The sequence below is a fragment of the Clostridium pasteurianum DSM 525 = ATCC 6013 genome, from assembly GCF_000807255.1.
Taxonomy (GTDB): domain Bacteria; phylum Bacillota; class Clostridia; order Clostridiales; family Clostridiaceae; genus Clostridium_I; species Clostridium_I pasteurianum.
On sequence record NZ_CP009268.1, the window covers coordinates 1,147,164 to 1,173,054 of the forward strand.

The window sequence follows — 25,891 nt, forward strand, 5'->3', positions numbered from 1 at the left end:
GAAAAAGTAATTTATTATAAGAAGGTAGGTTAAAATATGTGATATAATCTATATTATATTTTAACTAATAATAGTTAAATAGGAGGCTAGAAGATGTTGTATGATGAGGCAGTGAAGGTGTGGAGAAAAGGGAAAACTAAGGATTTATTAAATAGATTCTTTTTGAAATTTACATATTCTTCAAATAAGATAGAAAACAATGAAACAAGACTTAGGGACGTTGAAACTGTTTTTAGAGGAGAGAAAGTTACAGATTTCACAGGAAATAAGAAGACAATTAAAGAGATTGAAAACCATAAAAAACTTTGCGGAAATATTATAAAATTAGGTGAAGAAAATAGCTCAAAACTTTCCATTGACTTAATTAAAAATTTTCACTATGTTTTAATGAAAGATTGTTTCACAGAAAATTTGTTAAAGAAAGGTGAAAAACCGGGACAATTTAAAAAAGGTGATTACATAGTTGGATTACATGATGTAGGTGTTAGTCCATTAGAGGTAGAAGAAAATTTAAAGTCATTAATTCAAGAAATTAATGATATACAGATAAATGATAATAATGTTTTAAAAGTAGTTAGTTATTTCCATTGTTGGTTTGAGACCATACATCCTTTTGCAGATGGCAATGGGAGAGTAGGGAGAATGCTGCTTAACTATCTGCTTATAGGTAATAATCTTCCGCCAATTGTTCTATTTGAGAATGATAGAGAAGAATACTATTTAGCATTAGAATATTTCAACGAAACCCAGGAAATAAATAAAATGGTTGATTTTTTAGATAGTCAAGCTTACAAAACATGGATTAAGGATTATAATTTAAAAGTAAAGAATTTGAAAGACTTTTTGGATTAATAGAAACAGGTCAATTTTGTCCAACGGCAAAACTTGCTCTTGTTTTATGTGTTGCATTGGATAAAAAATTTGAAGATTTATTTTATTTTGATTAGAATTATGGACATAATTTAACTTAACTTATGTTATGGTATAATAAAATCATAATCATAATTGAGGAGAAACAATATGCTTAAAGTAATAATCTGTGAGGATAACTCAGTCCACAGGACTAAACTGAAACAACTTGTTGAAAATACTATTTTGAGAGAAAAACTGGATTTAGATGCAGCTCTTTGTACAGGAGAACCTGGGAAGTAATAAATTATATAGAAAAAAAACATATTACAGGAATTTATTTTTTGGATGTAGATTTGAAGAATAATATGAATGGTATAAGGCTAGGAGAACAAATTAGAGAATTAGATTCCTTAGGCTTTATAATATTTACTACTACACATTTAGAAATGAGTTATTTAGCATTTAAATATAAAGTAGAAGCCATGGATTACGTGATTAAAGAAGATTATGATTTTAAACAAAGGATAGAAAGTTGTCTTTTAAAGGCTTACAATACTTACTACAAAGGAAATCATAAAGAAGGATATATCTCCATAAAGGAAGATACTAGAATAATAAATATTAAACTCTGTGATATTTTATTTATTGAAACTACTGGCGTAGCGCATAGAATAAGGGTCCATGAGGAAAATAGACAATTTGAATTCTATGGAAATTTGAAGGATATACAGAAAAAGCTTACTTCAAACTTTTACAGGTGTCATAAATCATATATTGTTAATAAAGATAAGATCGAAGAAATTGATATAAAAAACAATAAAATTATTATGGTAAATGGAGAAGAATGTTATGTTTCCTTTAGGTATAAGGGTGGGCTTTTATCATGACATTTTTAACTTTCATAAATAAATTTTTCTTTTATCTTGTTATACCATCTGTATTAATGAGTGTCTTATGCTGCATATCAATACATATCTAGCTATTTTAATTGTAAGTATAGTTATTATGGCTACTATTGGAGCTAATGACAGCAGCATAAATGCAAAAAACTTTTTAGTTCAAACTCTCTCTGGAATGGTAATGAAACCTATAGTACCAATCTTTATGGTTCTAGTTATAGCAGAAACACTTACAGAAGATTACACTCATGGAACTATGAAATTTGCTCTAATGACACCTATAAAAAAGAGTGATTTCATAATTGGCAAACTTTTATTTATAGCCTTATATGCATTAATATTTATGGTTATAAGTTTTATTGCAAGTTACATTGTAGGTACAATTGTATTTGGATTAGGGGATAAAGGAGAAATTATAAATAATTTTATTTATAATGTGAAATGTTATGCTATTATCATATTACCTTTGTTGTCATTTTCTACAGTTATAAGTTTCATTGCATTATTTATTAATAATAGTGGAGCTGTAATAGGGTTAGGAATTGGAATTAATTTTATTATGGTTATACTGGATATGAGTATAAAAAATATAATGTATTTTACATTTTCAGGAGGGATGTATGCATATCAGTTTATTGGTAAATCAAGTGCTCATAATATTTTAACTTTTCCTATAACAGCTTGTATATATATTCTAATATTTTCATTGCTTATTGTAGTTATTATTAGTAAAAAAGATATAGTATTATAGTTAGAACATCAACATATTAAGTCAGCAGTTATATAATCATGTATTTAGAAAAAATATGTATAAATAATAATAAAGGAGAAGCTCAAGATGATTGAGGTTCTCCCTCTTCCATTATGAGGGAGAGTAATATATGAATAGTAATTTTAGAAGGCTTTTTTTTATAGTATGATGGCTTTATTGGGAATAATATTTTTAATATTAGGAGTTATATTTCAGAATAATTGTGCGATTTTTCATCGAATGAATATACTTGGTTTTGCTATGCTAGGCGTTGGAATACTATTTTCTCTGATAACATTTAAAGTGCAGAGCAATGAGAAAAATGTAAGGCTTTACAGCGGATAAATAATGCGGCCTTTGATGAAAGAAATCAGTTTATAGCTGCTAAATCATCCAGTATTACGCTGGATGTGATGATGATTTGTAGTTTGTTAGCATATACTGTGTTTACGTCTTTGGGAATGAATAGCTATGGTAATATATTTATCGGGTATATAGTAGTTAGTAGTATTTTACGAATTGGGTTTAGTATATATTTGAGACGTAAGTTTTGAATATCGAACTGTAAAATTATGATTGAAATAGATAAAAATAAAATAGAGCAAATAGCAGATGTAAACAGAAAGCTTTTAGTAGAATTGCCAGATAAGACCAAGGTTCCAGTCATAGGTCAAGGAACCTGGTACTTAGGTGAAAAATTAAATGACAGAGAAAGAGAAATAGCTGCGCTAAGACTAGGCATAGAACTTGGAATGACACTTATAGATACTGCAGAAATGTATGGCAGTGGAAGATCTGAAGCTTTAGTAGGAGAAGCTATAAAGGGAATAAGGGACAGTATATTTTTGGTATCCAAGGTTTATCCTCATAATTCAGGACTTAACAATATATTTAAATCCTGTGAAAATAGTCTGAAAAGGCTTGGAACAGATCATTTGGATTTGTATTTACTGCATTGGAGAGGAAATGTACCTTTAGAAGAAACTATAACGGGTATGGAGAAACTGAAAAAACAAGGAAAAATACTCAGATGGGGAGTTTCAAATTTTGATACAGAAGATATGAAAGAGTTATGGGAGTGTGAGGATGGCAGTAATTGCGTTACCAATCAGGTTTTATATCACTTAGGCTCCAGAGGAATTGAATTCGATTTATTGCCATGGCAAAGAATACATAAAATGCCTATTATGGCTTATTGCCCTGTTGCTCAGGGGGGATCACTTAGAACACAACTGCTAAAGAATTCATCAGTAAATAGGATAGCTAAAGCTCATAATGTAAAACCTCTGCAGATAATACTAGCTTGGTGTCTTAGATCAAAAGATATAATTGCCATTCCAAAGGCTGCCAAGGTAGAGCATGTACTGAAAAATGCAGAAGCTGCTTCTATTGTATTATCAGAAAATGAATTATTTGAACTGGATAAAGCTTTTCCAGCACCAACTAGAAAAGTAAGTTTGGATATAGTATAGTAGCTAAATAGGTTTTTAAGTATCCTTGACTTAGATATTTAGAGATCTTTATTCAAGAATATATCCGATTTTAGATATGATTTACCAAGATAGGAGCATCATATAAAATATAAATATATTTTCACATATTTTTCACATATTATCTTGATATTTTTAAGGCAAATTGAAATTATACTGTAAATAATGAAGTGATAATTATTATAGTTATGAAATTTATAAATATTAAGATTTACAAAAGAATAATATGATTAATTTTACAAAGCACTTTATTTAAATAAAAGTAATATGAATACGTGAATTTAACGACTGCTTTTGTATTTAATAAAATCATAGCTTATGTGTGGAGGTATAAAATGAAGTTTGTAAAACTAGGTGGTTTTTTACTCATAATACTGGCAATTGTAATACCACAACAGGTTTTAGCCAATTCTGATTATGAAAAAACTAATACAGTTGAAATTAATGCAGCTACTGATAAGTCAAAAAATAATCAATCAGAAAATAAAGTTGAAGACAATAATTCAAGTAATAGTGAAAGCACACAGGAAGAGCAGCTTGAGATAAAAGAAAAGGAACTTCAAGCTGCTAAGGAAGCTCAGCTAAAGGCAAAAAAAGAGAAATTAGAGAATGAAATAAAAAAATATTTGGGAAATAATATTAATAATATAGGCCTAAGTTACTATGATGTAACATCCGGAGAATCTATAAATATAAATTCTGATAAGACATTTTTAGCAGCAAGTACTGTGAAAGTACAATTGAATATGATATTGGCAGATATGTTTGCAAATGGACAAGCATCTCAAAGCGAACAGCTGACTTATACACAGGCAGACTATGAAGAGGGAACAGGAATTCTTCAAGATACAAATCTATCTAACAAATCTTATGTTACAGCTACTCTATCCGATTATTCTATAATTCATTCAGATAATATAGCTACTAATATGATCATGAGAAGAATAGGCTATGAGAATTTTAGAAATTTAGTAGATAAAAAATTAGGAACTGCTACAAATCATTCAGGTAATTATATCACAGCATCTCAGGAAACAAGCATATTAAGAAAATTATATGAAAACGAAGATAGTAATTCTTATTATTTGCATATAATAGATATAATGAAAAAAACAGACTTTCATGATAGACTGGATAAGTATATAAATACTAATATAGTTGCACATAAAGTTGGTAACTATGGCAATTATGTAAATGATGTAGGAATAGTATATACAAATAAACCCTATATAATATCCATATATACAGAGGGAGTTTCTAATACAAATGAAGTAATTGCACATATATCTAAGTTAATATATGATTATCAAAATGAAAAATAATACTAAATGAAATTGTTAACGAAAATAGTCCCCTGTAATAGTGATTATCATATCATAGGGACTATTTTTTATACAAACTAAATTTTTATGAGATTAAAAAGATATTTACAGAAAGTATTCAACTCATACTGTGATAATTAAGCTAAAATCATGACATCAGTTGATTTAACAACAGCAGTTAATTCTGCACCTTCTTTAACACCAAGTTCTTCAACTGAATCAAGAGATATAATTGAAGTGATTTTATTTCCTCCAGCAATTTCAAGAACTACTTCAGCAGTTACGACACCTTTCTTTAAACCTACAACTTTTCCCTTTAATTGATTTCTTGCACTTATACTCATAATTAACTCCTCCTAATTTTTATTATATTTTAGTCCACTTGCTTTTTACTTTTTTTTAGTTTTGTTCTTTATAGTTATTATTATACAAAAATATTCTGCTAATTCAAGTTATGGTTTATATTTATTATTGCTTATTATTATTAGTTATTAATGATTTCAAGTGCTAATTTATAAGTTTATAGGGTGTCATAATATACATTTTTAAGTAGAATACCATTAAAAGTGGTTTTTAAAGTTAATTTTAATTAGTTATGTAATGATGTAAATGTTTAGTTAATAATTTGTTAATAAAATGTTAAACTGATATTTTTCCATGTAACTTCATTACAGAATATATCAGTTTGTAATGAGCAACTGTTATTATTATGTTTATAAAATCAATAAATATTTATATAAATGAAGAAATTAATGTATTGAGAATTTTCATAGTTTACAACATAAAGCAGCAAAAATAGTTAACTTAAAAGCAAAAAATTACGATGAAATTGCAACTTATGTAAAAAATATATGTATATATACCATGAAATGATTATGTTATAGAAAACTGTATAAAAGCCTGTATAATCATAGAATTTTATGCTATAATTCATAAGTAAAGTAAAAAATAGGGAATCTTTTATTATTAATTTTAAATTAAAGCTTATGATGTATAAGGAAGGGATTTATGGAATGGATACAACTAATTTGTATACAATTTTAGTGGTTGATGATAATCAAAATAATTTATTTACTTTGAAAACGCTTATAAAAGAATATATTGATGCCAATGTGTTAATTGCAGATACTCCAAAAAAAGCCCTGCAGGAACTTATAAAAAATTCTGTAGATTTAATTATTTTAGATGTACATATGAAGAGAGAGATGGATGGGTTTGAATTGGCACAGATTATAAAGGGAAGAAAAAAAACAGAACACATTCCAATTGTATTTTTAACGGGTGCTTATATTAGTGAAGAGTTTAAGAAGAAGGGTTTTGAAATAGGAGCCGTAGATTATTTAACCAAGCCCATTGATGATTTTTTACTTATAAATAGAATAAATGTATATTTAAAACTAATTGAAAGGGAGAGAAAAACAAACATAATATTGCAGGAACAAGCAAAAGAATTAACAAGAGCAAAGGAAATGGCCGAGGCAGCCAATGAAGCTAAAAATATTTTTTTTGCAAATATATCTCATGAATTTAGGACTCCTTTAAATATTCTCCTTGGATCATCTCAGATGATAAAATATTATATAGAAAATGATAAGGTTTTAAATAAGGAAAAGATGGAATCAAATATAAAAACTCAAATTCAAAATTGTTATAGGCTTGTAAGGCTGGTTAACAATTTATTAGATATTACAAAAATGGATTCCGGTAATTTTACTCTTAAATTTTCAACCTGTAATATTGTTGAAGTAGTAGAATCAGTTGTACTTTCAGTTGTAAATTATGCCGCCTCAAAAAATATACAAGTAGTATTTGATACTGATGTTGAAGAATTATATTTGTCCTGTGATTTAGATGCAATTGAGCGGATTATACTTAATCTTTTATCTAATTCAATAAAATTTACCCCTAAGGGTGGAAATATATTTGTCAATGTAAAAGTTTTAAATAACTTTGTTGAAATTAGTGTAAAAGATTCCGGTATAGGAATTCCACAGGATAAACAGCAAGTGATATTTCAAAGATTCAAACAAGTGGACGACCTTCTTACAAGAAACTGCGAGGGTAGTGGAATAGGTCTTAGTCTTGTGAAATCTTTAGTGGAAATGCACGGTGGAAGTATACAGGTTAAGAGTGAATATCAAAAGGGCAGTGAATTTACCATTAAAATTCCTATCATAGAAGTAAATATTGAAGAAACTGAACAAAACCGAGCTATAAATAGCAACAGTACTATAATTAAAAAAATTGATGTAGAATTTTCTGATATATATTTTTGATTTATTGAAAATTTATATTAATAGTAAGAATATACATAGCTGCCGTATTACTTTAGACAAAACTATACAGAGGAGATAAAATTAATGAAAAAATTTTTATTAATAATACTTGCTATTATGACAGTATGCCTATCTAGCGGATGTATAAATATAGGAGTAGATACAGCAAAAGACGGCAATAAGATTAGAATAGGTGTTGCTATAGCTAATGCTAATGATAAGTATGCATCTTATTTACTGGATGAAATGAAAAATTACTCTAAATCTTTAAAGGATATTGAAGTGATATTTGCTGATGCAAAGAAAAATTCCAATACACAGTTGTCACAGGTTGAAAACTTTATATCACAGAGGGTAGATGTAATAATTGTTGCTCCTGTTTATATAGATGCATCAAAGCCTATAACTGATAAAGCTAAAGCTGCTAATATTCCAATTATAAGCCTTATGACTCCCTTTGAAAATCAAAGTGATGCAGTAAGTTATATAGCTCCAGATTCAAAACAAGCGGCTACACTAGAGATGGAATATCTTGCAAAGAGGATGAATTATAAGGGTAATGTTGCAATCATGATGGGACCAAGGGAGGACAGAGCCCAGAGAGTGAGGACTGAAACTTACCATGAAGTAATATCAAAATATCCTGATATGGAAATTGTTGCAGAGCAGTCAGCTGAATGGGATAGAGCTAGAGGTACGGTATTAATGGAAAATTGGATTGAATCTGGCAAGAAGATTGATAGTGTAGCTGTTAATAACGATGAAATGGCCATAGGGGCATTAAATACTATAGAAGCAGCAGGTAAACTGGGAAAGATAACTGTAGGTGGTATAGACGCTACTCCTGATTCACTTCAATATGTAAAAAGTGGGAAACTAGCTGTTACAGTGTTTCAGGATGCAGAAAAACTAAGCAAAGCTAGCATAGACACTGCAATCAAAGCAGCTAAAGGTGAAAATGTAGAAAAGACAATAAGTATCAAAAATGAATTGGTTACTCCGGAAAATGTAGATAGATACATAGCTAAATGGAAAAATAAATAAAACTTTAGTACATATACTTTTAGGAGGAGTTTATGAATATATTTAAAAACTATAGTATAAAGCAAAGATTTCTAATATTGTTTTTTGTTTGTATTGTGACATTTATTGGATTCGGTATTTTTGCTTTGATTGAATTTAATAATCTAGTGAAAGTAACTAATAAGCTTTATAATCAATCATCAAAAGTTTCCGATGCTACCGTAAATGCAAAAGTAAATTTGGTTAAAATTAACAGTGCCATAAATGATGTTATTTTAGCATCAGATAGTAATGAAATTCAAGAAGGTATAAATAAAGTTAGCCAATATGAAAATGACCTTCAAAAAAATTTGGATACTATAGGAGAAAACTCTGATGATTCTGATACTAAAAGAAATTTGCAAGATGCTAATAATGTTCTTTCTAAATGGGCTAAGCCTCAGAGAGATAAAATTATAAAATATGTTCAAGAAGGGAAGAAACAGGATGCGATAAATATATCCAAGGGAATACATTCAGATTTTGTAAGCGAGCTTGAGCTGGATCTTGATAATATATATGCTAATTCTTTAATAGATCAAAGAAATTTAGTTCAACAATCAAATGCACTGCAGTCTTCTGAAAAGATAACTTTATTCTTAACTTTGGCAATTTTAACAAGTGTACTATTAGCACTATTTATATTGATAATTAAAAGCATTTTAGTTCCTATTAACAGCTTGAAAGACCATATGATTAACATTTCACATTCTGGGACTTTTGAAGAATATGAAATGGACCAAAATGATGAGATATCAGAAATGGCTAAAAATTATAATTTATTGATACATAAGTTAAAAACTAAATTATGGATCAATAATACCCAGAATGCTTTAAAGGATGAAATGACTGGCAGCCTTTCTGTAAAAGAATTAACACAGAATATTATTAATTTTTTGTCCAGACATTTAGATGCTGGAAATGGAACTTTTTATATATATAAAGATTCAGATAATAAACTTATTTTAAAGTCTTCCTTTGCTTTCACAGAAAGAGACAGGCTGTCTAATGTATATGAAGTTGGAGAAGGAATTATAGGGCAAGTAGCTTTAGAGAGGAAACCTATACATTTAAAAAAAGTTAAAGAGTCAGAAGCGGCAGTTTGTACATCAACTACCTTTGGGCCACCTCTTAATGTATATGCTTTCCCATTGATTCATGAAGATGAACTCTATGGGGTTATTGAATTGTCTTCTTTTGAATATTTTGATGATTTAAAAAAGAATTTTTTAGAAGAAGTATGTAACGTTATTGCTGCGAATCTTCATTCTGCTCTTCAAAATGAAAGAATTAAACAGCTTTTGGAAATGAGTGAAAAGTCAGAAAGAGAAGCTCACAAAATATCAAGAGAACTTAAAAATGCAAATGTAGAATTGGAAGAAAAACAAAGGCAGCTCCAGATTCAATCTGAAGAACTTCAACAAACTAATTCACAACTGGAAGAACAGCAGCAAATACTTCAGCAGCAAAGTGAGGAATTGCAGCAAACTAATACTCAGCTTGAGGAACATCAACTTCAAATAGAGGAGCAGTCGAGAATTCTAAGCATGAAAAATGAGGAATTAGAAAAATCTAAAGAAGAGATTTTAATGCGTACTAAAGATTTAGAAAATGCAAATAAATATAAGTCTCAATTTTTGGCGAATATTTCTCATGAACTTAGGACTCCTCTTAATTCAATTATATTATTATCTAATCTTTTAATTAGAAATGGAAAAGAGAAGTTTGAAAATTCTACACAGGAAAAGTTTAAAGTTATATATAACTCAGGACAGCATCTTCTTCGTTTAATAAATAATATTTTGGATCTATCAAAAATTGAAGCTGGTAAAATAGATCTTAATTATGATTATTTCAATACAGAAGAGCTTATAAAAGAACTTAAAGATATTTTTGAGGTAACAGCCAAGGAGAAAAATATTCAGTTTATATTGGAAGATCAATTTAAAAACAATTTTTATGGTGATAGAGACAAAATTTCTCAAATAGTTAGAAATTTTTTGTCTAATGCTTTTAAATTTACAGATAGGGGAACTGTAAAGCTAAAAATAGTGCGGGATAATAGAGATGAGAATAATCTAATATTTTCTGTATCTGATACAGGAATAGGTATATCTAAAGAAAAATTAGATATAATTTTCGAAGAATTTCATCAAGGGGATGGCTCTATCTCAAGAAAATATGGGGGAACAGGTCTTGGATTATCCATAAGCAGCAGACTTTGTGAACTTATGAAGGGTAAAATAAAAGTAACCAGTGAACCTGAGATGGGAAGCACCTTTTATTTATATTTGCCTTTGACACTTTCAGAAGAGACCTCCACAAAATTGGAAGCAGCTGTTACTACAAGTCTAGAGGATAAAAATAAAGAAGAAATAATTGAAGAACAAATAAAAAATACAAAGACGAAAAAGCTGCTTATAGTGGAAGATGATAAGCAATTAATCCAGTCAATAAAATCTATATCTGAAGGTATAGGTTTTGCCACATTAGTATCCGACAGTGGAGCAAAGGCACTAAAACTTATAGAAGAATATAAAATTAGTGGTATTTTATTGGATTTAGGACTTCCTGATATAGATGGAATTGATTTGCTAAAAGAAATTAATGAACTATTGAAATTAAAAAATACATATGTTCCTGTTATTATCTATACGGGTATGGATATATCGCCTGAACAGGAAAAAGAGATAAAATTATATACGGACAGAATAATTGTTAAAACTGCAAACTCAGATGAAAGATTGCTAGATGAACTGACTTTAATACTTCATAAAGTTAATAATGAAGAAGATTATAGAAGTATTATGACCTCTAAAATTAATAAGAATACGGCACTAAATTTAGATAATAAAAAAATACTCATTGTAGATGATGACCCGCGTAATATATTTGTACTTGCAGCTGCATTAGAAGATTTTGGTGCAGAAATTGTTGAAGCTGACAATGGAGAAGAAGCTCTAAGAGAACTTGAAAGCCAGTCTGCAGATTTAATTTTAATGGACATAATGATGCCGATTATGAATGGATATGAAGCCATTAAAAAAATACGAAGTTCAAGCAAATTCAAAAATATACCTATCATAGCCATAACAGCAAAGTCACTAAAAGGTGACAAGGAAAAATGCATAGCTGCTGGTGCAAATGACTATATTTCCAAGCCTATTGATTATGATGTGCTAATAACATTAATAAAAGCTTGGATTAGCAAAGATTGATAAATTATGGAGGAAAATTTGACTATTAGAACTAATTGTAACAATAATAAAATATACATAACAGTAATTGGAGAATTGGAAAATAATAATGAAATAGATGAGTTAGAAGATGTTATAAGTACATTAGAAAATAAAAAATTTCACATAACTTTTTTAGGTGCTAATGTAATTCCTAAAAATATTATAGAAAGAATTACCATTTTACAAGAAGATAATAAGTGCAATATCTTTGTTTTAAAACGATATTTGTTCTCATATTTACAATGTTTGGGGATAAAGTGTAGTTATATAACTGAAACTTTAGCTTTTAAAAAAACTGATTATAATTTATCCTGTGAAAAAGAAAAGCCAAGCAAGGAAGAAGTTTATGACTTTTTACGAAATATAAACAAGGCTTATGGCTATGATTATACAGAATATCAAATAGACAGTATTATGCGAAGAATAAATATATCTATGATTAGAGGCAGAATAAGTGATTTTAATACATTTAGAGAACAAGTACTGAATAATCAAGAAATTTTTCATGACTTGTTTTTAGATCTTTCTATAAATACTACAGAATTCTTTAGAGATCATGAAGTATTTAGCATGATTAAAAATAAAATACTACCCTATTTAAATTCCTATAGTCATGTTAAGATATGGTGTGCAGGCTGTTCAATAGGTAAAGAAGTATATTCATTAGCTATAATACTAAAAGAGGCAAATATGCTTAGTAAAACTCAAATTTATGCTACAGATATCAATCCCTATGTTATTGAAGAAGCAAGAAATGGTCTATATTCTATTTCTAATTTAGAGAAAGCTATAAGTAATTATAGAAAAGCTGAGGGTGAGAAAAATTTTATTGAATACTTTGATATCAATAAGAGCTATATTAAGATCAAAGAGAATTTGAAAAAAAATATATTGTTTTTTCAGCACAGTTTATTAAGTGAGGGAAGGCTAAATGAGTTCAACTTAATACTGTGTAGGAATGTTTTTATCTATTTTAATGATAGCCTACAGGAAAAAGTTTTAAAGAATTTTTATAATTCTTTAGATGATAATGGATTTTTAGTATTGGGTAAAAGTGAAGGAATACAAAAAAATAATGGACATAGATATTTTTATAAGTATAGTGAAAAAAATAAAATATATCGTAAAAGTAATAAGTAAACCAAGTATATCTCACCATCTTAATATTTTAAAAAATTCTCTTTTAATTTTTTATCTAACTCTGCATTAAAATGGACCCCTTCTTTGGGATCTCTATGATGTTTTGGACATAGATAAATATGATTATAGGGACATTTTTCTAAATGCTTTATTTCACTTTTAAACATTATATGATGATCCTCTACTGCATAACTACTTCCACATATTGCACAAAAATGTATTTCTGAACTCATTTCATCATTCCTTACCTGTTAAAAATAAATGTATATATTATTTATAATATTTAATATTACAAAATTATGATAATTTTTTCTATAGATTGTTTCACAATATTTTATTGCTCATTGATGATGAAATATACTCTTTCAGTACAGATAATAGATTGTTTGCAAATACTAAATATTGTCTTAAAATAAAGGCATAATTAAATAAGAGCTTTAAAAAATTATGGATTAATTTTAAGATAAATTGTATTAAGTATCAAGTTATAAAAAATTTATATTTGTTTTTAAAAAATAAAAAATTCTATTGATATTATTAGTAAATATGATTTATAATAATATGGTAAACTTATGGGTTTTAAAAAAACCAAAGGGTTTTGTACAAAGGAGAGTACTATGGATAAAAGGATAAAGATTCTCTTAATAGCAAAGGAGCGTTTTTCACAATATGGATATAACAATGTATCTATGCAGTCTATAGCTGAAGCTGGAAATATATCAAAGGCATCTATTTATAAACTATTTGTATCAAAAAATGAATTATTAAGAGAGCTCATTAAATACAATCTCCATAAAATGATTTATCAAGCTTCTAGCATAGATTTAAAAAATAATATAAGTGATGAAGAAAAGTTCAGGGCAAAAATTCTATATGAAATTGAATCCTATAAAGAAAACAAAGAACTCTCTAAAATGCTTATGTTTACTTCAACTTCTAATGAATGTAAAGATATAAAGGAGCATATAGAATTTGTTAGATTTAAACTTATTAATCTGAATAAAAATATTTTACTTCAATATTATGGAGAAGATATTGAAAATATTGTACTGGATTTAACTTTTATGCTGCTTGGTATTATAGGTTCTTTTACTCAATTAATAATAGATGGTACCGCTATAATAACTTCTATAGAAATTGTCGATGAAGTAAAGAAAATTTTAGATATTATTATTAATGATAAGAAAAATAGACCAGCTCTATTAAACAAAGAGAACATGAATATTAAATTTAATTATTCAGAGAGTGAAAATATTTCAAGAGAAGGATTGATTGAAAAATGTTTATCAGATATGGAGAGTATATTGAAAAATATTTCAAGGAATGATAACCAAAAAAGTGAATTATTATCAGCCTTTTACCATCTTAATGAAGAAATTTTAAAAGAGACAAAAGCTAATTATCTGATAGATGCTTTGCTTGGATACTTAAATCAGTTGGATAGTCTTAAACCAATAGTTATTAAATTAAGAACATTATTATAAAGGAGAATTTTAATGGATAATACAACATCTTTAAAGGTAACTAATCGTAATGCCATTGTTATTGTATTTATTATTGGAGCATTTGTTACAATTTTAAATCAGACTTTACTTGTGACGGCTTTACCTCATATTATGAGAAGTTTCAATATTACAGCAGATAAAGTTCAGTGGCTCACTACAGCATTTATGCTGGTAAATGGTATATTTATTCCTGTAACAGCTTTTCTTATTGAAAAATATTCAACCAGAACATTATTTATGTCATTTATGGGCATTTTTGTTATAGGAACTTTAGTAGCAGCTTTAGCACCAAATTTTTCAGTTTTATTGATTGCACGTATATTGCAAGCTGTTGGTGCTGGAGGTATTATGCCGCTTATGCAGACTGTATTTCTTGTTATATTTCCAAAGGAAAAACGTGGGACAGCTATGGGGATGATGGGGCTTGTAATTGCTTTTGCACCAGCTATAGGACCTACTTTAAGCGGATGGATTGTAGATAGGTTTTCTTGGCATTATTTATTTTACATCATTTTGCCTATTGCTATAATCGATGTAATTATAGCAATATTTATACTTAAAAATGTAACTGAACAAAGGAAAATTAAATTAGATATTTTATCAGTTATATTATCTTCTTTAGGCTTTGGAGGAATATTATATGGTTTCAGTACTGCTGGTTCAAATGGTTGGTCTGATAAATGGGTAATTGCAGCCATTTTAGTTGGATTAATAAGTATGTTGTTATTTGTACTTAGACAGCTTAAGCAGGAGCGTCCGTTGCTTGAATTAAGAGTATTTAAAAACAGAACTTTTACTATAACAACTATTTTGGGTATGATTTCATTTGCATCAATGATGGGATTAGAAACCATATTGCCTATGTACACACAAAATTTGCGTAATATAACAGCTTTCCATTCTGGATTAATGCTTCTTCCGGGAGCTATTGTAATGGGAGCTATGTCACCTATAACTGGAGTAATATTTGATAAGATTGGTGCAAAACTTATAGGGATTATAGGATTTTTAATTTTAACTGTCACTACTTTTTTCTTTGCCTTTTTAGATTTAAATACATCACTGACTTTTATTATAATTGTATATGCAATACGTATGGCTGGAATATCAATGGTAATGATGCCGCTTATAACTGCTGGTATTAATGCTCTGCCAAGTAACCTAATAGCACATGCTACAGCTGTAAATAATACTTTCCGTCAGGTGGCTGCTTCAATTGGTACAGCTGTCCTAATAACTGTAATGACAAATGCAGCTAAAAATAGTGCTTCTAAAAATCCCCTTAATGCTATGGTAACTGGAATGGATGCTGCATTTCTAGGTGCTGCTATTTTAGCTTGTGCAGGATTAGTGTTGATTTTTGCATTGAAGCAGGAGAATAAAAATAAAGAAGCTAAAGAGGTAGTAGAAGAAATAAAAGTAGGATAGTAATTGAAATGTAACAGCAAGTTTAGGTGAATTCTCAATATGGATTATTTGTGTGGAAATGAAGTTAATAAATAGAGCAGGGCGATTCGCTCTGCTTTTCCATATTTTAAAATAGATATTTGATATAATTTTTTATGTTTTTCTAAAGTGTAGTATAATTATACCAGTATAATAATAAATAAATTTTTTGCAATGTAGTTCTAAATATCGATGCAGTTATACTTATGATAAACAAATAGATTGGAGGAAAAATTAATGCCGATTGGAGTTATAATTAATGCCCTTTCAGTACTTTTGGGAGGCCTAATTGGAGCATTTTTAGGAGATAAAATTCCAGAACGAGTACGCAAAGCATTACCCCTTACTTTTGGAGCAGCATCAATGGCCATGGGAATAAATTTGATAATGAAAATGCATACAATGCCTGCAGTAATATTAGCCTTAATTCTTGGAAGTGCCATAGGTGAACTAATTAAGCTTGAAAAGGGAATTGAGTGGTGTGCAGAACGTGTGCGTAAACCAGTTGAAAGAATATTTTCTAGTAAGGGAAATATAGATAATCAAAAAGAATTTATGGAAAAGTTTGTTGGTATAGTGGTTTTATTTTGTGCCAGTGGGACAGGTATCTTTGGTGCATTAAATGAAGGCATGACTGGCGATCATTCGGTATTAATAGCAAAATCCTTCCTTGATTTTTTCACAGCAGCAATTTTTGCAACAGCTCTTGGATACATAGTTTTAACTATTTGCATTCCGCAGTTTATTATATTGATAGGTTTGTTTTTAAGTGCAGCACTTATACTGCCAATGACTACACCAGCAATGGTTGCAGATTTTACTGCTTGTGGCGGCATTATAATGCTTGCAACAGGTTTTCGCATAAGTGGTATAAAGGCCTTTCCAATTGCAAATATGTTACCTGCGCTTGTAATAGTGATGCCAATATCACATTTGTGGACCAACTTTGTAAAATAAACTATTTTTTTATAATAGATAGATAAAAAATAATTCAAATTCCCAGACTATTTATTGTACACCAATTATATACTTCCTTCATAGTATGTTAGAGGGCTTCAAGAAGTCCAAAATAAAAATTGGAAGGGGTTCAATAAATGTCTTATTATCAAAATTCTTCAAATAGAGGTGGCAGAAGAGATAACAAGGGTAACAATAGAAATTATGCTAAATCAAGAGCTTGTCGTCAAAGCTTCCCTGTTCAAGGTCCTAATGGAGAAGGAAAGCAGGAATCCATTATTGTAGGTGGAGGACCTAACCGAAACTTCCCAAGTGCTGTGGGAGCAGGCCAACAGATAACTTCATTCCGTAATTTTAGTGAAAAAAACATTGAAGATTTTTGTTGCTACGATCCTTGCAAAGATTACAGACGCTGCTTACGTGAGCATGTGAATGCCACTCCATCCAGTTGGACACGTGAACAAGCAGAATTAATCAGACTTACACCAAACAATACGGCCCCAGTTATTGAAATTCCTGACCCGTTTGTTCGAACTTCTCCTGACGTATGGATTTGGGATACGTGGCCTTTGACTACAAGAGACGGCTCTATAGCAGTTCTTCCTGGTGGATGGAGAGTTATTTTTGCATTGACTGCTCCACGAAGCGTATTGCCAGGAAAGCGTCATGACGTTGCTAGAATAGATTACTTCTATTCGAGAAATGGCCTTGACTGGATTGAGGGAGGAGCTGTATTCCCAGAGGGTGCATCTTTAGGTACTCGTGAGTGGGCAGGTTCCGCATTTGTGGAGGATGACAGAATTCACTTCTTTTATACAGCGGTAGGAAGAAGGGGAGAAAATACAATAACCTTCGAGCAGCGTCTTGCCTATACTACAGGTGAAGTTTTCTCCGATTTGAATGGAGTTATTTTTGACAACTGGTCACCTCATCAAATTATCCTTGAACCAGATGGTGTTTTGTATCAGACTTTGGAACAATCCCAAGGTGCTGGCGGTATTATTTACGCTTTCCGTGATCCGTATTTCTTTAAAGATCCGGCAACTGGTTGTGAATACTTGCTATTTGAAGGTAATGTTGCAGGTACCGTGGAGGACATTGATTGTGGTCCAGGTGTTCCTCCGGAAGCTAGAGCATTTACCGGTAATATTGGAATTGCACTTCTTCGAAACAGAGATTTTACCGAATGGACACTTCTTCCTGCATTGCTTGAGGCAACTTGTACAAACCAACAGACAGAACGTCCTCATCTAATAGTGCATAACGGACGTTACCTATTATTTACGGACAGTCATGAGTTCACATTTGCTCCAGGATTAAAAACAGGACCAGGACCGGATGGTTTATATGGATTTGTAGCAAGTTCGCTTCGAGGTAACTATATTCCGCTGAATCAAAGTGGTCTTGTCATAGCTAACCCGCCGCAAGAGCCTTTCCAAGCTTATTCTTGGTTTGTTCTTCCTGATTTGTCCGTTATAAGCTTTATAGATAACTTTAACCTGCAGGGTATTCCTATTCAGGATGTTGGACTTCTTCCATCTGAATTCCAATTTGCACACTTTGGAGGTACGCTTGCCCCTACATTGCAGTTGGAGGTTACCGGACCGGCTACGACTAGTATTGTCAATGAATTGGAGTTTGGTTTGGTTATGTTATCTCAAACTGAAAGTCCAAAGTGCATTAGAACTCGCAATGAGGTTACTGGCCAAAACTGTGATAATCGTCCACGCAGAATTTGCAAAAAAGATCATTGTAAAAATGATCCATGTCGTTGTAACAATCGTCATGATTCATGTGATGATAATAATAAGCACCAAGATGGACACAATGACAACCATCATGACTGTAATCGACGCTATCAAAATGATAGATATAACGGTAATAGATATGATGACAATCGAGATAATGGATACGGTGACAATCGAGATAATGGATATGGTGACAATCGAGATGATGGATATGATGACAATCGAGATGATGGATATGATGACAATCGAGATGATGGATATGATGACAATCGAGATGATGGATATGATGACAATCGAGATGATGGATATGATGACAATCGAGATGATGGATACGGTGACAATCGAGACGATGGATATGATGGCAATCAAGATGATGGATATGATAGTAATCAGGATGACAGATACGACGACAATCGGAATGACAGATATGTCAACAATCAATACGATGGTCCTATCAATGACAGTCAATACAGTGGAAACGGCAATAATTATAGAAATCCAAATCTCGGTAATAAACCCTGTGGCTGCAAAAATTTCAAATAATGATTTGAATCTTTATGCTAAGAAAAAGCTTTTCTATTTAGATGTCCTAAGGCTGCTGACAAAGTCAGCAGTTATTTTTCATAAAGGACCTTTTGATGAAATGGGTTCAACATACCATGCACTTGGTGTATGGATGGCAGCTAATAAATATGAAATGAATGGACCTACAAGAGCTATTTATCATAAGGGACCGTAGTACGAAAAAAATTCTAAAAATTATCTAACTGAAATTCAAGCTCCTGCTTATCAGCTTTTATAATACTTTCCTTATTACAGTTCAATAATTTTTATTGAACTATTATAGAATAAAAATGAACATATAAGGAAAACTAAGTCTGAAGATTTATATTACATTAAATGATAAAGAATAATGTGTTTTATACATGGAGGGAAATGAAATGGGAACAAATATAGACGAGTTTTATGATAAATCCACAGCATCATCCCAAAATGTTAATAATAATATTTCCTCGGATAATAAATATTCACAAAATCAAAATTTCAGTGGGAACATAGACAGTGATCTTCAGCAATTGAAGGAGATTCTTGGCGGTTCTACAGATATAATATATAGGGAATTTCAATTCGGTAATATTAGAAAAGCTGTACTGATTTTTATAGATGGATTTGTAGATACTAATTCAATTGATACAAATGTATTACAGCCCTTGATAAATTATAGAGGTGAACTTATAAGGGATAGAAATATCTTTATAAGTGAAATGGCAAACTTCATACAAAGTCAGATAATTACAGTATCAAGTGTAAATACAAGTAATAATATTCAGGATACAGTAGATAATGTGGTTTCAGGAAACTGTGCATTGTTAATAGATGGAGAAAAACATCCCCTAATTATTGATTTAAAAAAGTTTGATAAAAGAAGTGTAGAAGAACCGAGAGTTGAAGCAATAGTAAGGGGACCAAGAGAAGGATTTACTGAGAATTTAAGTACTAATATAATATTAGTGAGAAGAAGACTTAAAACTCCTAAGTTAAAAGTAGATACTTCAAGTTACGGACGTTTGTCAAAAACAAGTGTTTCAATACTTTATATAGAGGGAGTTGCCAAAGATACTTTGATTCAAGAAGTGAAAAAGAGAATATCCGAAATAGATGTAGATGTAATGCATGGCAGTGCAATGATTGAAGAGATAATTGAAGATGATCGTTTCTCTATTTTTTCTCAATTTGGAGTTACAGAAAGGCCTGACAGATTTGCATCAAATCTTAGTGAAGGACATGTGGGCATTATAGTAGATGGTACGCCTATGGCATTATTGGCTCCAGGAACTTTTATTGATACCATGAAAGCTACTGAAGATTATTATGACAGATATATTTTATCTTCTCTTCTTAGTATCATGCGTTATATATTTTTATTTATGAGTATATTTTTACCAGGTTTCTATATTGCACTTGTATCCTTTCATCAGGGTATGATACCAAGGCCACTGCTGCTTACCATTGCAGCTTCAAGGGAAGGTGTTCCTTTTCCATCCTTTGTTGAACTCTTTATTATGCAGATTTTTTTTGAGGGACTTCAGGAAGCAAGTACCCGACTTCCAAGAATAGCAGGTCAGACGGTGAGTATTGTTGGAGGCTTAGCTATAGGTCAGGCGGCTATACAGGCCGGTATTGTGTCAGCTTCAACAGTTGTTGTAGTTACTGTTACTGGAATTTCAACTTTTGTTATACCTAGGCAGAGTTTGGTAGCAAGTGTTCGTATACTTAGATTTCCTATGCTGTTTCTTGCTTCAGTCTTAGGGCTATATGGAATATTTATTGGAACTTTTTTTACATTGATTCATATGGCAAAACTTCGTTCTTTTGGAATTCCATTTTTATCTCCAATAGCTCCTTTAAAATTACGTGATTTGAAAGATTCCTTTGTAAGATCACCTTGGTGGACTATGACTTTTAGACCGGATTTTGTAGAAAATAAAAATTCCAAACGTATGAAGAAAAATTCAAGATCCAATTCTTCCAAATACAATAATTAGAATTAACTATAAGAAGGGAGAAGGGATTTTATGAAAAAGAAAAGATTTTTATTGATAATTATTATAATTATACAGTTAACAAATACTGGCTGTAAGTTTGATAGTACCGAAGTATCTGATATAGCGATTATATCTGGTATGGCACTAGATACAACGGAAAATGATGAAATTATGCTTTCAGTGCTTATTCCGGTTACTAGAGCTGCAAATTTTGGTGGATTATTATCTGGAGGTTCTCCTAGACAAGAGTCAACTACTTTAGTATCGGAAAAAGGCTATGGCATAATGGATGCTTATAGAAAGATTGAAAAGAAATTATCCAGAAGACTATTTTTCTCTCAAATGGGAGCTGTTTTTATAGGAGAAAATCTTGCAAAAGATGGCATATTAAATGTTATGGACTTTATTTCCAGGAACTCAGAATCTCATTTAGGACTTTATGTGTTTGTCACACAAAGTCCAGCAGTTAAAGTTTTAAGTATGCAATCAGAATTGGAAAGAGATATTGTTGAAAAGTTCGTTAAACAGCAGGAAACTGGAAGTGAGTTTAAGATCGATTTTAGAGAGTTGATAAATATGGTTACTGAAGAAGGTCAGGAGGCTATATTACCCAAAATTTCACTTATGCCTTTAGACGTAAGTGATAATAATACCGTTAAAAGTTCAGGTATAGATGGAGCTGCTGTGATGCATAAATATAAAATGGTTGGATGCTTAGATGAAAGAGAGGCCAGAGGAGCATTAGTACTTAGAAATGAGGTTGAACCTGGAATGATAGCCCATGTTAAAGATAAAAAAGGTGGGGTAATAGGTATGAAAATAATAAATTCAGAGACTAAAATTACTCCAATAATTAGAGGCGATCAATTAGAGATAGAAGCCAAAATCAAAGCCAAAGGCTATGTGGATGAAAATTCCTCAGGGTTAGATTTAAGTGATGCTGCTGAAGTGGCTTTACTTCAACAAAAATTGGAGCAAAAGTTTAATGAAACAATTAATGTAGCTCTTTTAAAATTACAGAAGGATTTAAAATCTGATGTATTGGGATTTGGCACAGCTGTATATAGAAAATATCCTAAACAGTGGAATGATTATTATAGTTGCAGGTGGGATGAGGAGTTCACAAAGTTAAAAGTAAAAGTTATATGTAATGTTGAAATACCTAACGTGGGACTTCAAGGTAAAAGATTTATTCCCGATTCTGAATAAGGTTAGGAGTTAGTGCTGTCTAATGTGAACCACATATATTGCCAAAGGGATGTAATCATGAAATAAAATACTGTAGGTTTTTTATCCCTATATTGAAAATGAAAAATAAATTTGGTAAGTATTAAGAATGGAGATACAAAAATGAAAGAATTTTTATTCCCCTGGCAGATTCATGTCTTAAAAAAATATCCTTTTGCATTAATTGTATTTATCATTGTAGTAAGCATTGTTCTAGCTATTATTACTTGGATTAAAGAAAAAAGTCATAACCATTAGTAATTTAAATAAAAAATGCAGAGTTGACATTTTGAAAATAGAAAATTAATAATTGATAACAAAATTACTGAAATGAAGGGATTGTTTATGGAACGTATTTCTAATTACCAACTTTACATATTGACAGTTTTTTTTCAGACAGGTACTAATATTGTATTTGGATTTGGAGCAGTGGCAGGAAGAGATGCTTGGATTTCATCATTAATATCTACTTGTGTAGGGGCTTTACTTGTTTTATTATATGTATCAATAATGCACATGAATCCTGGATTAAGTTTAATACAATGGTGGCCCAAGTATTTTGGAAAATGTATAGGTTCAATTATTTCGTGGATGTATATTGTGTTAATAGTGTATCAAATATCTCGAGAAGTAGGAGATTTAAAGTTTCTCATATCTATTACCATATTACCTAAGACTTCTAGTTTAGTATTTTTAAGTATATTTATGCTTTTAATAATATATTCTGTATATTCGGGTATAGAAGTTATTGCAAGAGTGGCACAAATAGCCTTTTATCTTCTTGTAAGCTTAGTTATAATAGAAATGATTTTTCTCTATGGTTCTAAAATTATGGATTTTAGTAGATTAATGCCTATTGCAGGAGAGGGATGGCATACAATTGCAAAGGGAGTGTGGCCAACAGGTATTCTTTCTTTTAGTGAAGGTATAGAGCTTGCTATGATTTGGCCTTTAGTGGAAAAGCCAAAGAAAATTTTAAAGACTACACTAATGGGGATTTTTACCTTTGGATTTTTTCTTACAATATTTGATGTATTGGCAGTAGCTGCTTTAGGCAGCAGTATATTTAAAAATAGTCTTTATCCTCTATATACTTTAATTCAGCAAATAAGTGTGGGGCAATTTATCACTAATCTAGATGCTATAGGAGTACTGTATTTATTAACTAATGTGTTTTTCAGAATGTCTTTATATATGTTTGCAGCTGTTAGGGGCATTCAGCAGATAACTCCTGTTAAAAACAGCATAATATTTATTTTACCAGTATCAATTATATCACTATGTTGGGGAATTATAATGTCACCCAATATATCAGAACATATAGAAGTTGCTGTAAAATATTTTCCATATAATTTATCCACGCCCTTATTTGTAGCATTACCCTTTATATTGTTCATTGTCAGTTTTATACGTACAAAAAAATATAAAGTGATGTAGATAGGATATATGTCTAAATATTAATTATATTACATAACTATTGCAAGAAATTAGGCTGAGATTAGTTATGGTGAAATCAGTAATGTTTCATTATACAAAAAAAGACATTACTGTCTTTATAATTAAAATTAAAATTTTTATCATTTATTTTAAATTAAAGCAGAGAGGATATTAACATTAATTATATTAAGCAACTTTACCAGAATTAGCTTTATACATATTAGCTTTTAATTCTTTTATCAAATTATTATAATATTCAGATTGTTTTCCAGTTATTTTAATATAAAATTCTCCATCTCTTTCATATTTCCATAATTTTAATTTATTAATTATATTTTTAAACATAATTTTTACCCCCATTAAAATTTATAATTGTTATAGATAAATAAATTTACCTATCAATTTAGTTTATCTATCTATATATTATTTATAATACTTAAATAACATATAATCAAATACAAAAAAATGTAGTATTTAAAGAATTTTTTTTAAGGTAACGTTTGTATAAACATTTACATTTAAAAATTCTTTTATTTATATAAAATATATTATTAATGCAATTATTTCTAAAGATTATTCTGCTACAGTGAATTTTATATTATTTTCATTAAAATATTCCACATATTCTTTTGGAGGCTCTGAATCTGTTATAAAATGATCTATTTCTTTTAAGGAACAATAAGTCATAAGAGCTGAAACGTTAAATTTAGATGAATTAACTAACAGATATACTTCATCACTTTTATTAACTATACTTTTTTTTATTTCATATTCTAAAGGGGAAGAATTTGTAGCACCGTTTAATATGGAGACTCCTGTTGCAGCCATAAAGGCTTTATTTATGTTATAATCTTTAAAGGTAGTAAAGTTGTGTATTCCTTCAAAGGAATTTGTTTTTCTTATAAGATTTCCTCCAAGGCATATTACATTTAAATTGGGAGATGGTAAGGCATTTACAATAGCATTTATATTATTTGTAAGTATAGTTACATCTTTTCTATCTTTAAGAAATTCAATTATGTGAAGAGTAGTAGTTCCGGAATCTATAAAAATTATATCTCCATCTTCTACAAAAGAAGCAGCAAATTTGGCAATTCTTATTTTCTCATTATTATTTTTAATATTTCTTTCCTCAAAAGATATTAAATTATTAAGATTTTTCTTAGAAGTTTCACTTGCTTCAACGCCACCATAAACTTTTTTTATAGTTCCCTTTTTTGCAAGCTCATTTATATCACGACGTAAAGTATTTTTTGATATACTAAATACTTCACAAAGATGATCTAGAGAAACAGATTCATGTTTTAATATATATTCTTCTAAATTTTTAATTCTATTAGATTTCATATTATCAAAGGTCCTTTCCTTATAGTAAGTATCTAAACTATTTACTATTCATTAATAATATTATATATAAAATTATAAAAAAAATAAATATTATAATATATAAGGTCAGAAAGTATCTAAAAATTATAACTATTTAATAAATAATTATAAAATTTTAATACAGATGAAAAGTGTAAATTCACTCATTAAAACGTTTACTACACGTATGACTTTAAATATTATATAAAAGTATTAAAATTAATAAGCATTTTTATTATAAAGACAATTTATATATTGTATATAGTTAACTAATAATTTTACATATAATGATAATATTATATTATGACATTATCTAAAAATGATATATATTTAATAAAAATATATAAATATAATCAGAATATACTCATAAATGTGTGAGGTTATAGCTATATTAAATAATAATTATTGTATATGCTTTATAATTCTTTACTTAAATATAAATTTATAAGTATATTTTATAATTTATATTAATACATTATATAAGAAGTATTAAAGAACTTAAAAATATGTAAAAAATTCAAAAATATATTGACAATAGGGAAAGTAGGTTATTATAATATAACCATAAAGTGATAATAAAACTGATAAATAATAGTTGATAACTAATAAAAATCATAACATACTCAAAA

At 29.6% G+C, this 25,891-nt stretch carries 23 protein-coding genes and 2 pseudogenes; 21 read left to right on the forward strand and 4 right to left on the reverse strand.

Annotation, left to right across the window (positions count from 1 at the left end; genetic code table 11):
- Positions 1-93: 93 nt before the first annotated feature.
- From CLPA_RS05175 to CLPA_RS05200, 8 genes and pseudogenes are all read left to right on the forward strand, one after another.
- Positions 94-852: a Fic family protein gene (locus tag CLPA_RS05175; protein ID WP_003444586.1), complete on the forward strand. Its 759-nt coding sequence runs from the start codon at positions 94-96 to the stop codon at positions 850-852.
- Positions 852-947: pseudogene (locus CLPA_RS21615) on the forward strand (helix-turn-helix transcriptional regulator); the annotation flags it as partial. The gene CLPA_RS05175 and the pseudogene CLPA_RS21615, both read left to right, overlap by 1 nt.
- 73 nt (positions 948-1,020) lie before the next feature.
- A pseudogene (locus CLPA_RS05180) lies at positions 1,021-1,739 on the forward strand (LytR/AlgR family response regulator transcription factor).
- 67 nt (positions 1,740-1,806) lie between these two features.
- The gene (locus CLPA_RS05185; protein WP_003444584.1) at positions 1,807-2,502 is read left to right on the forward strand and encodes an ABC transporter permease; all 696 of its coding nucleotides are present in this window, start codon (positions 1,807-1,809) and stop codon (positions 2,500-2,502) included.
- Positions 2,503-2,667: 165 nt separating this feature from the next.
- On the forward strand, positions 2,668-2,847 hold the full coding sequence (locus tag CLPA_RS05190) for a hypothetical protein (RefSeq protein ID WP_003444582.1): 180 nt from the start codon (positions 2,668-2,670) through the stop codon (positions 2,845-2,847).
- Positions 2,844-3,056, forward strand: coding sequence for a DUF2178 domain-containing protein (locus CLPA_RS22090; protein WP_143756659.1), 213 nt, complete (start codon positions 2,844-2,846; stop codon positions 3,054-3,056). The genes CLPA_RS05190 and CLPA_RS22090 overlap by 4 nt, the downstream gene beginning before the upstream one ends.
- An 18-nt stretch (positions 3,057-3,074) precedes the next feature.
- Positions 3,075-3,974: an aldo/keto reductase gene (locus CLPA_RS05195; RefSeq protein WP_003444580.1), complete on the forward strand. Its 900-nt coding sequence runs from the start codon at positions 3,075-3,077 to the stop codon at positions 3,972-3,974.
- A 353-nt stretch (positions 3,975-4,327) separates the two neighbouring features.
- On the forward strand, positions 4,328-5,314 hold the full coding sequence (locus tag CLPA_RS05200; RefSeq protein ID WP_003444578.1) for a serine hydrolase: 987 nt from the start codon (positions 4,328-4,330) through the stop codon (positions 5,312-5,314).
- A gap of 137 nt (positions 5,315-5,451) precedes the next feature.
- Here CLPA_RS05200 and CLPA_RS05205 read toward each other — a convergent pair whose 3' ends face one another.
- Positions 5,452-5,658, reverse strand: a complete 207-nt coding sequence (locus tag CLPA_RS05205) for a TOBE domain-containing protein (RefSeq protein ID WP_003444576.1) — start codon at positions 5,656-5,658, stop codon at positions 5,452-5,454.
- A gap of 669 nt (positions 5,659-6,327) precedes the next feature.
- Here CLPA_RS05205 and CLPA_RS05210 point away from each other — a divergent pair.
- The 4 genes from CLPA_RS05210 (at position 6,328) to CLPA_RS05225 (ending at position 13,031) form a co-directional block, all read left to right on the forward strand.
- Positions 6,328-7,590, forward strand: a complete 1,263-nt coding sequence (locus CLPA_RS05210) for a hybrid sensor histidine kinase/response regulator (RefSeq protein WP_003444572.1) — start codon at positions 6,328-6,330, stop codon at positions 7,588-7,590.
- An 84-nt stretch (positions 7,591-7,674) separates the two neighbouring features.
- Positions 7,675-8,634, forward strand: coding sequence for a substrate-binding domain-containing protein (locus CLPA_RS05215; RefSeq protein WP_003444570.1), 960 nt, complete (start codon positions 7,675-7,677; stop codon positions 8,632-8,634).
- A gap of 32 nt (positions 8,635-8,666) precedes the next feature.
- Complete coding sequence (locus tag CLPA_RS05220; protein WP_003444568.1) at positions 8,667-11,870, forward strand: response regulator; 3,204 nt, start codon at positions 8,667-8,669, stop codon at positions 11,868-11,870.
- Between the two features lie 18 nt (positions 11,871-11,888).
- Complete coding sequence (locus CLPA_RS05225) at positions 11,889-13,031, forward strand: CheR family methyltransferase (protein ID WP_003444566.1); 1,143 nt, start codon at positions 11,889-11,891, stop codon at positions 13,029-13,031.
- A gap of 20 nt (positions 13,032-13,051) precedes the next feature.
- On the opposite strand, the gene CLPA_RS05230 is transcribed toward CLPA_RS05225, so the two are convergent.
- Entirely contained in the window at positions 13,052-13,264 is a 213-nt protein-coding gene (locus tag CLPA_RS05230) for a hypothetical protein (protein ID WP_003444564.1), read from the reverse strand.
- Positions 13,265-13,648: 384 nt separating this feature from the next.
- Here CLPA_RS05230 and CLPA_RS05235 point away from each other — a divergent pair, with 384 nt between their 5' ends.
- The 9 genes from CLPA_RS05235 (at position 13,649) to CLPA_RS05270 (ending at position 23,897) form a co-directional block, all read left to right on the forward strand.
- Positions 13,649-14,515 carry a TetR/AcrR family transcriptional regulator gene (locus tag CLPA_RS05235; protein WP_003444562.1) on the forward strand — a complete coding sequence of 289 codons (867 nt, stop codon included), beginning with the start codon at positions 13,649-13,651 and terminating at the stop codon, positions 14,513-14,515.
- 12 nt (positions 14,516-14,527) lie between these two features.
- Complete coding sequence (locus CLPA_RS05240) at positions 14,528-15,964, forward strand: MDR family MFS transporter (RefSeq protein ID WP_003444560.1); 1,437 nt, start codon at positions 14,528-14,530, stop codon at positions 15,962-15,964.
- A gap of 255 nt (positions 15,965-16,219) precedes the next feature.
- Entirely contained in the window at positions 16,220-16,939 is a 720-nt protein-coding gene (locus tag CLPA_RS05245; RefSeq protein ID WP_003444558.1) for a DUF554 domain-containing protein, read from the forward strand.
- Positions 16,940-17,076: 137 nt separating this feature from the next.
- Positions 17,077-19,230, forward strand: a complete 2,154-nt coding sequence (locus CLPA_RS20050; protein ID WP_051803907.1) for a glycoside hydrolase family 68 protein — start codon at positions 17,077-17,079, stop codon at positions 19,228-19,230.
- On the forward strand, positions 19,208-19,426 hold the full coding sequence (locus CLPA_RS05255; protein ID WP_003444555.1) for a GyrI-like domain-containing protein: 219 nt from the start codon (positions 19,208-19,210) through the stop codon (positions 19,424-19,426). Before CLPA_RS20050 ends, CLPA_RS05255 begins: the two co-directional genes overlap by 23 nt.
- Before the next feature lie 202 nt (positions 19,427-19,628).
- Positions 19,629-21,233: a spore germination protein gene (locus tag CLPA_RS05260; RefSeq protein ID WP_003444553.1), complete on the forward strand. Its 1,605-nt coding sequence runs from the start codon at positions 19,629-19,631 to the stop codon at positions 21,231-21,233.
- A gap of 30 nt (positions 21,234-21,263) precedes the next feature.
- Positions 21,264-22,442, forward strand: coding sequence for a Ger(x)C family spore germination protein (locus CLPA_RS05265; RefSeq protein ID WP_003444552.1), 1,179 nt, complete (start codon positions 21,264-21,266; stop codon positions 22,440-22,442).
- 111 nt (positions 22,443-22,553) lie between these two features.
- Entirely contained in the window at positions 22,554-22,718 is a 165-nt protein-coding gene (locus CLPA_RS21080; RefSeq protein WP_155760553.1) for a hypothetical protein, read from the forward strand.
- Between the two features lie 87 nt (positions 22,719-22,805).
- On the forward strand, positions 22,806-23,897 hold the full coding sequence (locus tag CLPA_RS05270; RefSeq protein WP_003444549.1) for a GerAB/ArcD/ProY family transporter: 1,092 nt from the start codon (positions 22,806-22,808) through the stop codon (positions 23,895-23,897).
- A gap of 186 nt (positions 23,898-24,083) precedes the next feature.
- On the opposite strand, the gene CLPA_RS21085 is transcribed toward CLPA_RS05270, so the two are convergent.
- On the reverse strand, positions 24,084-24,242 hold the full coding sequence (locus tag CLPA_RS21085; RefSeq protein ID WP_155760357.1) for a hypothetical protein: 159 nt from the start codon (positions 24,240-24,242) through the stop codon (positions 24,084-24,086).
- Positions 24,243-24,470: 228 nt separating this feature from the next.
- Positions 24,471-25,244 (reverse strand): DeoR/GlpR family DNA-binding transcription regulator, encoded by a 774-nt coding sequence (locus CLPA_RS05275; protein ID WP_003444547.1) that lies wholly within the window; start codon positions 25,242-25,244, stop codon positions 24,471-24,473.
- Positions 25,245-25,891 lie beyond the last annotated feature (647 nt).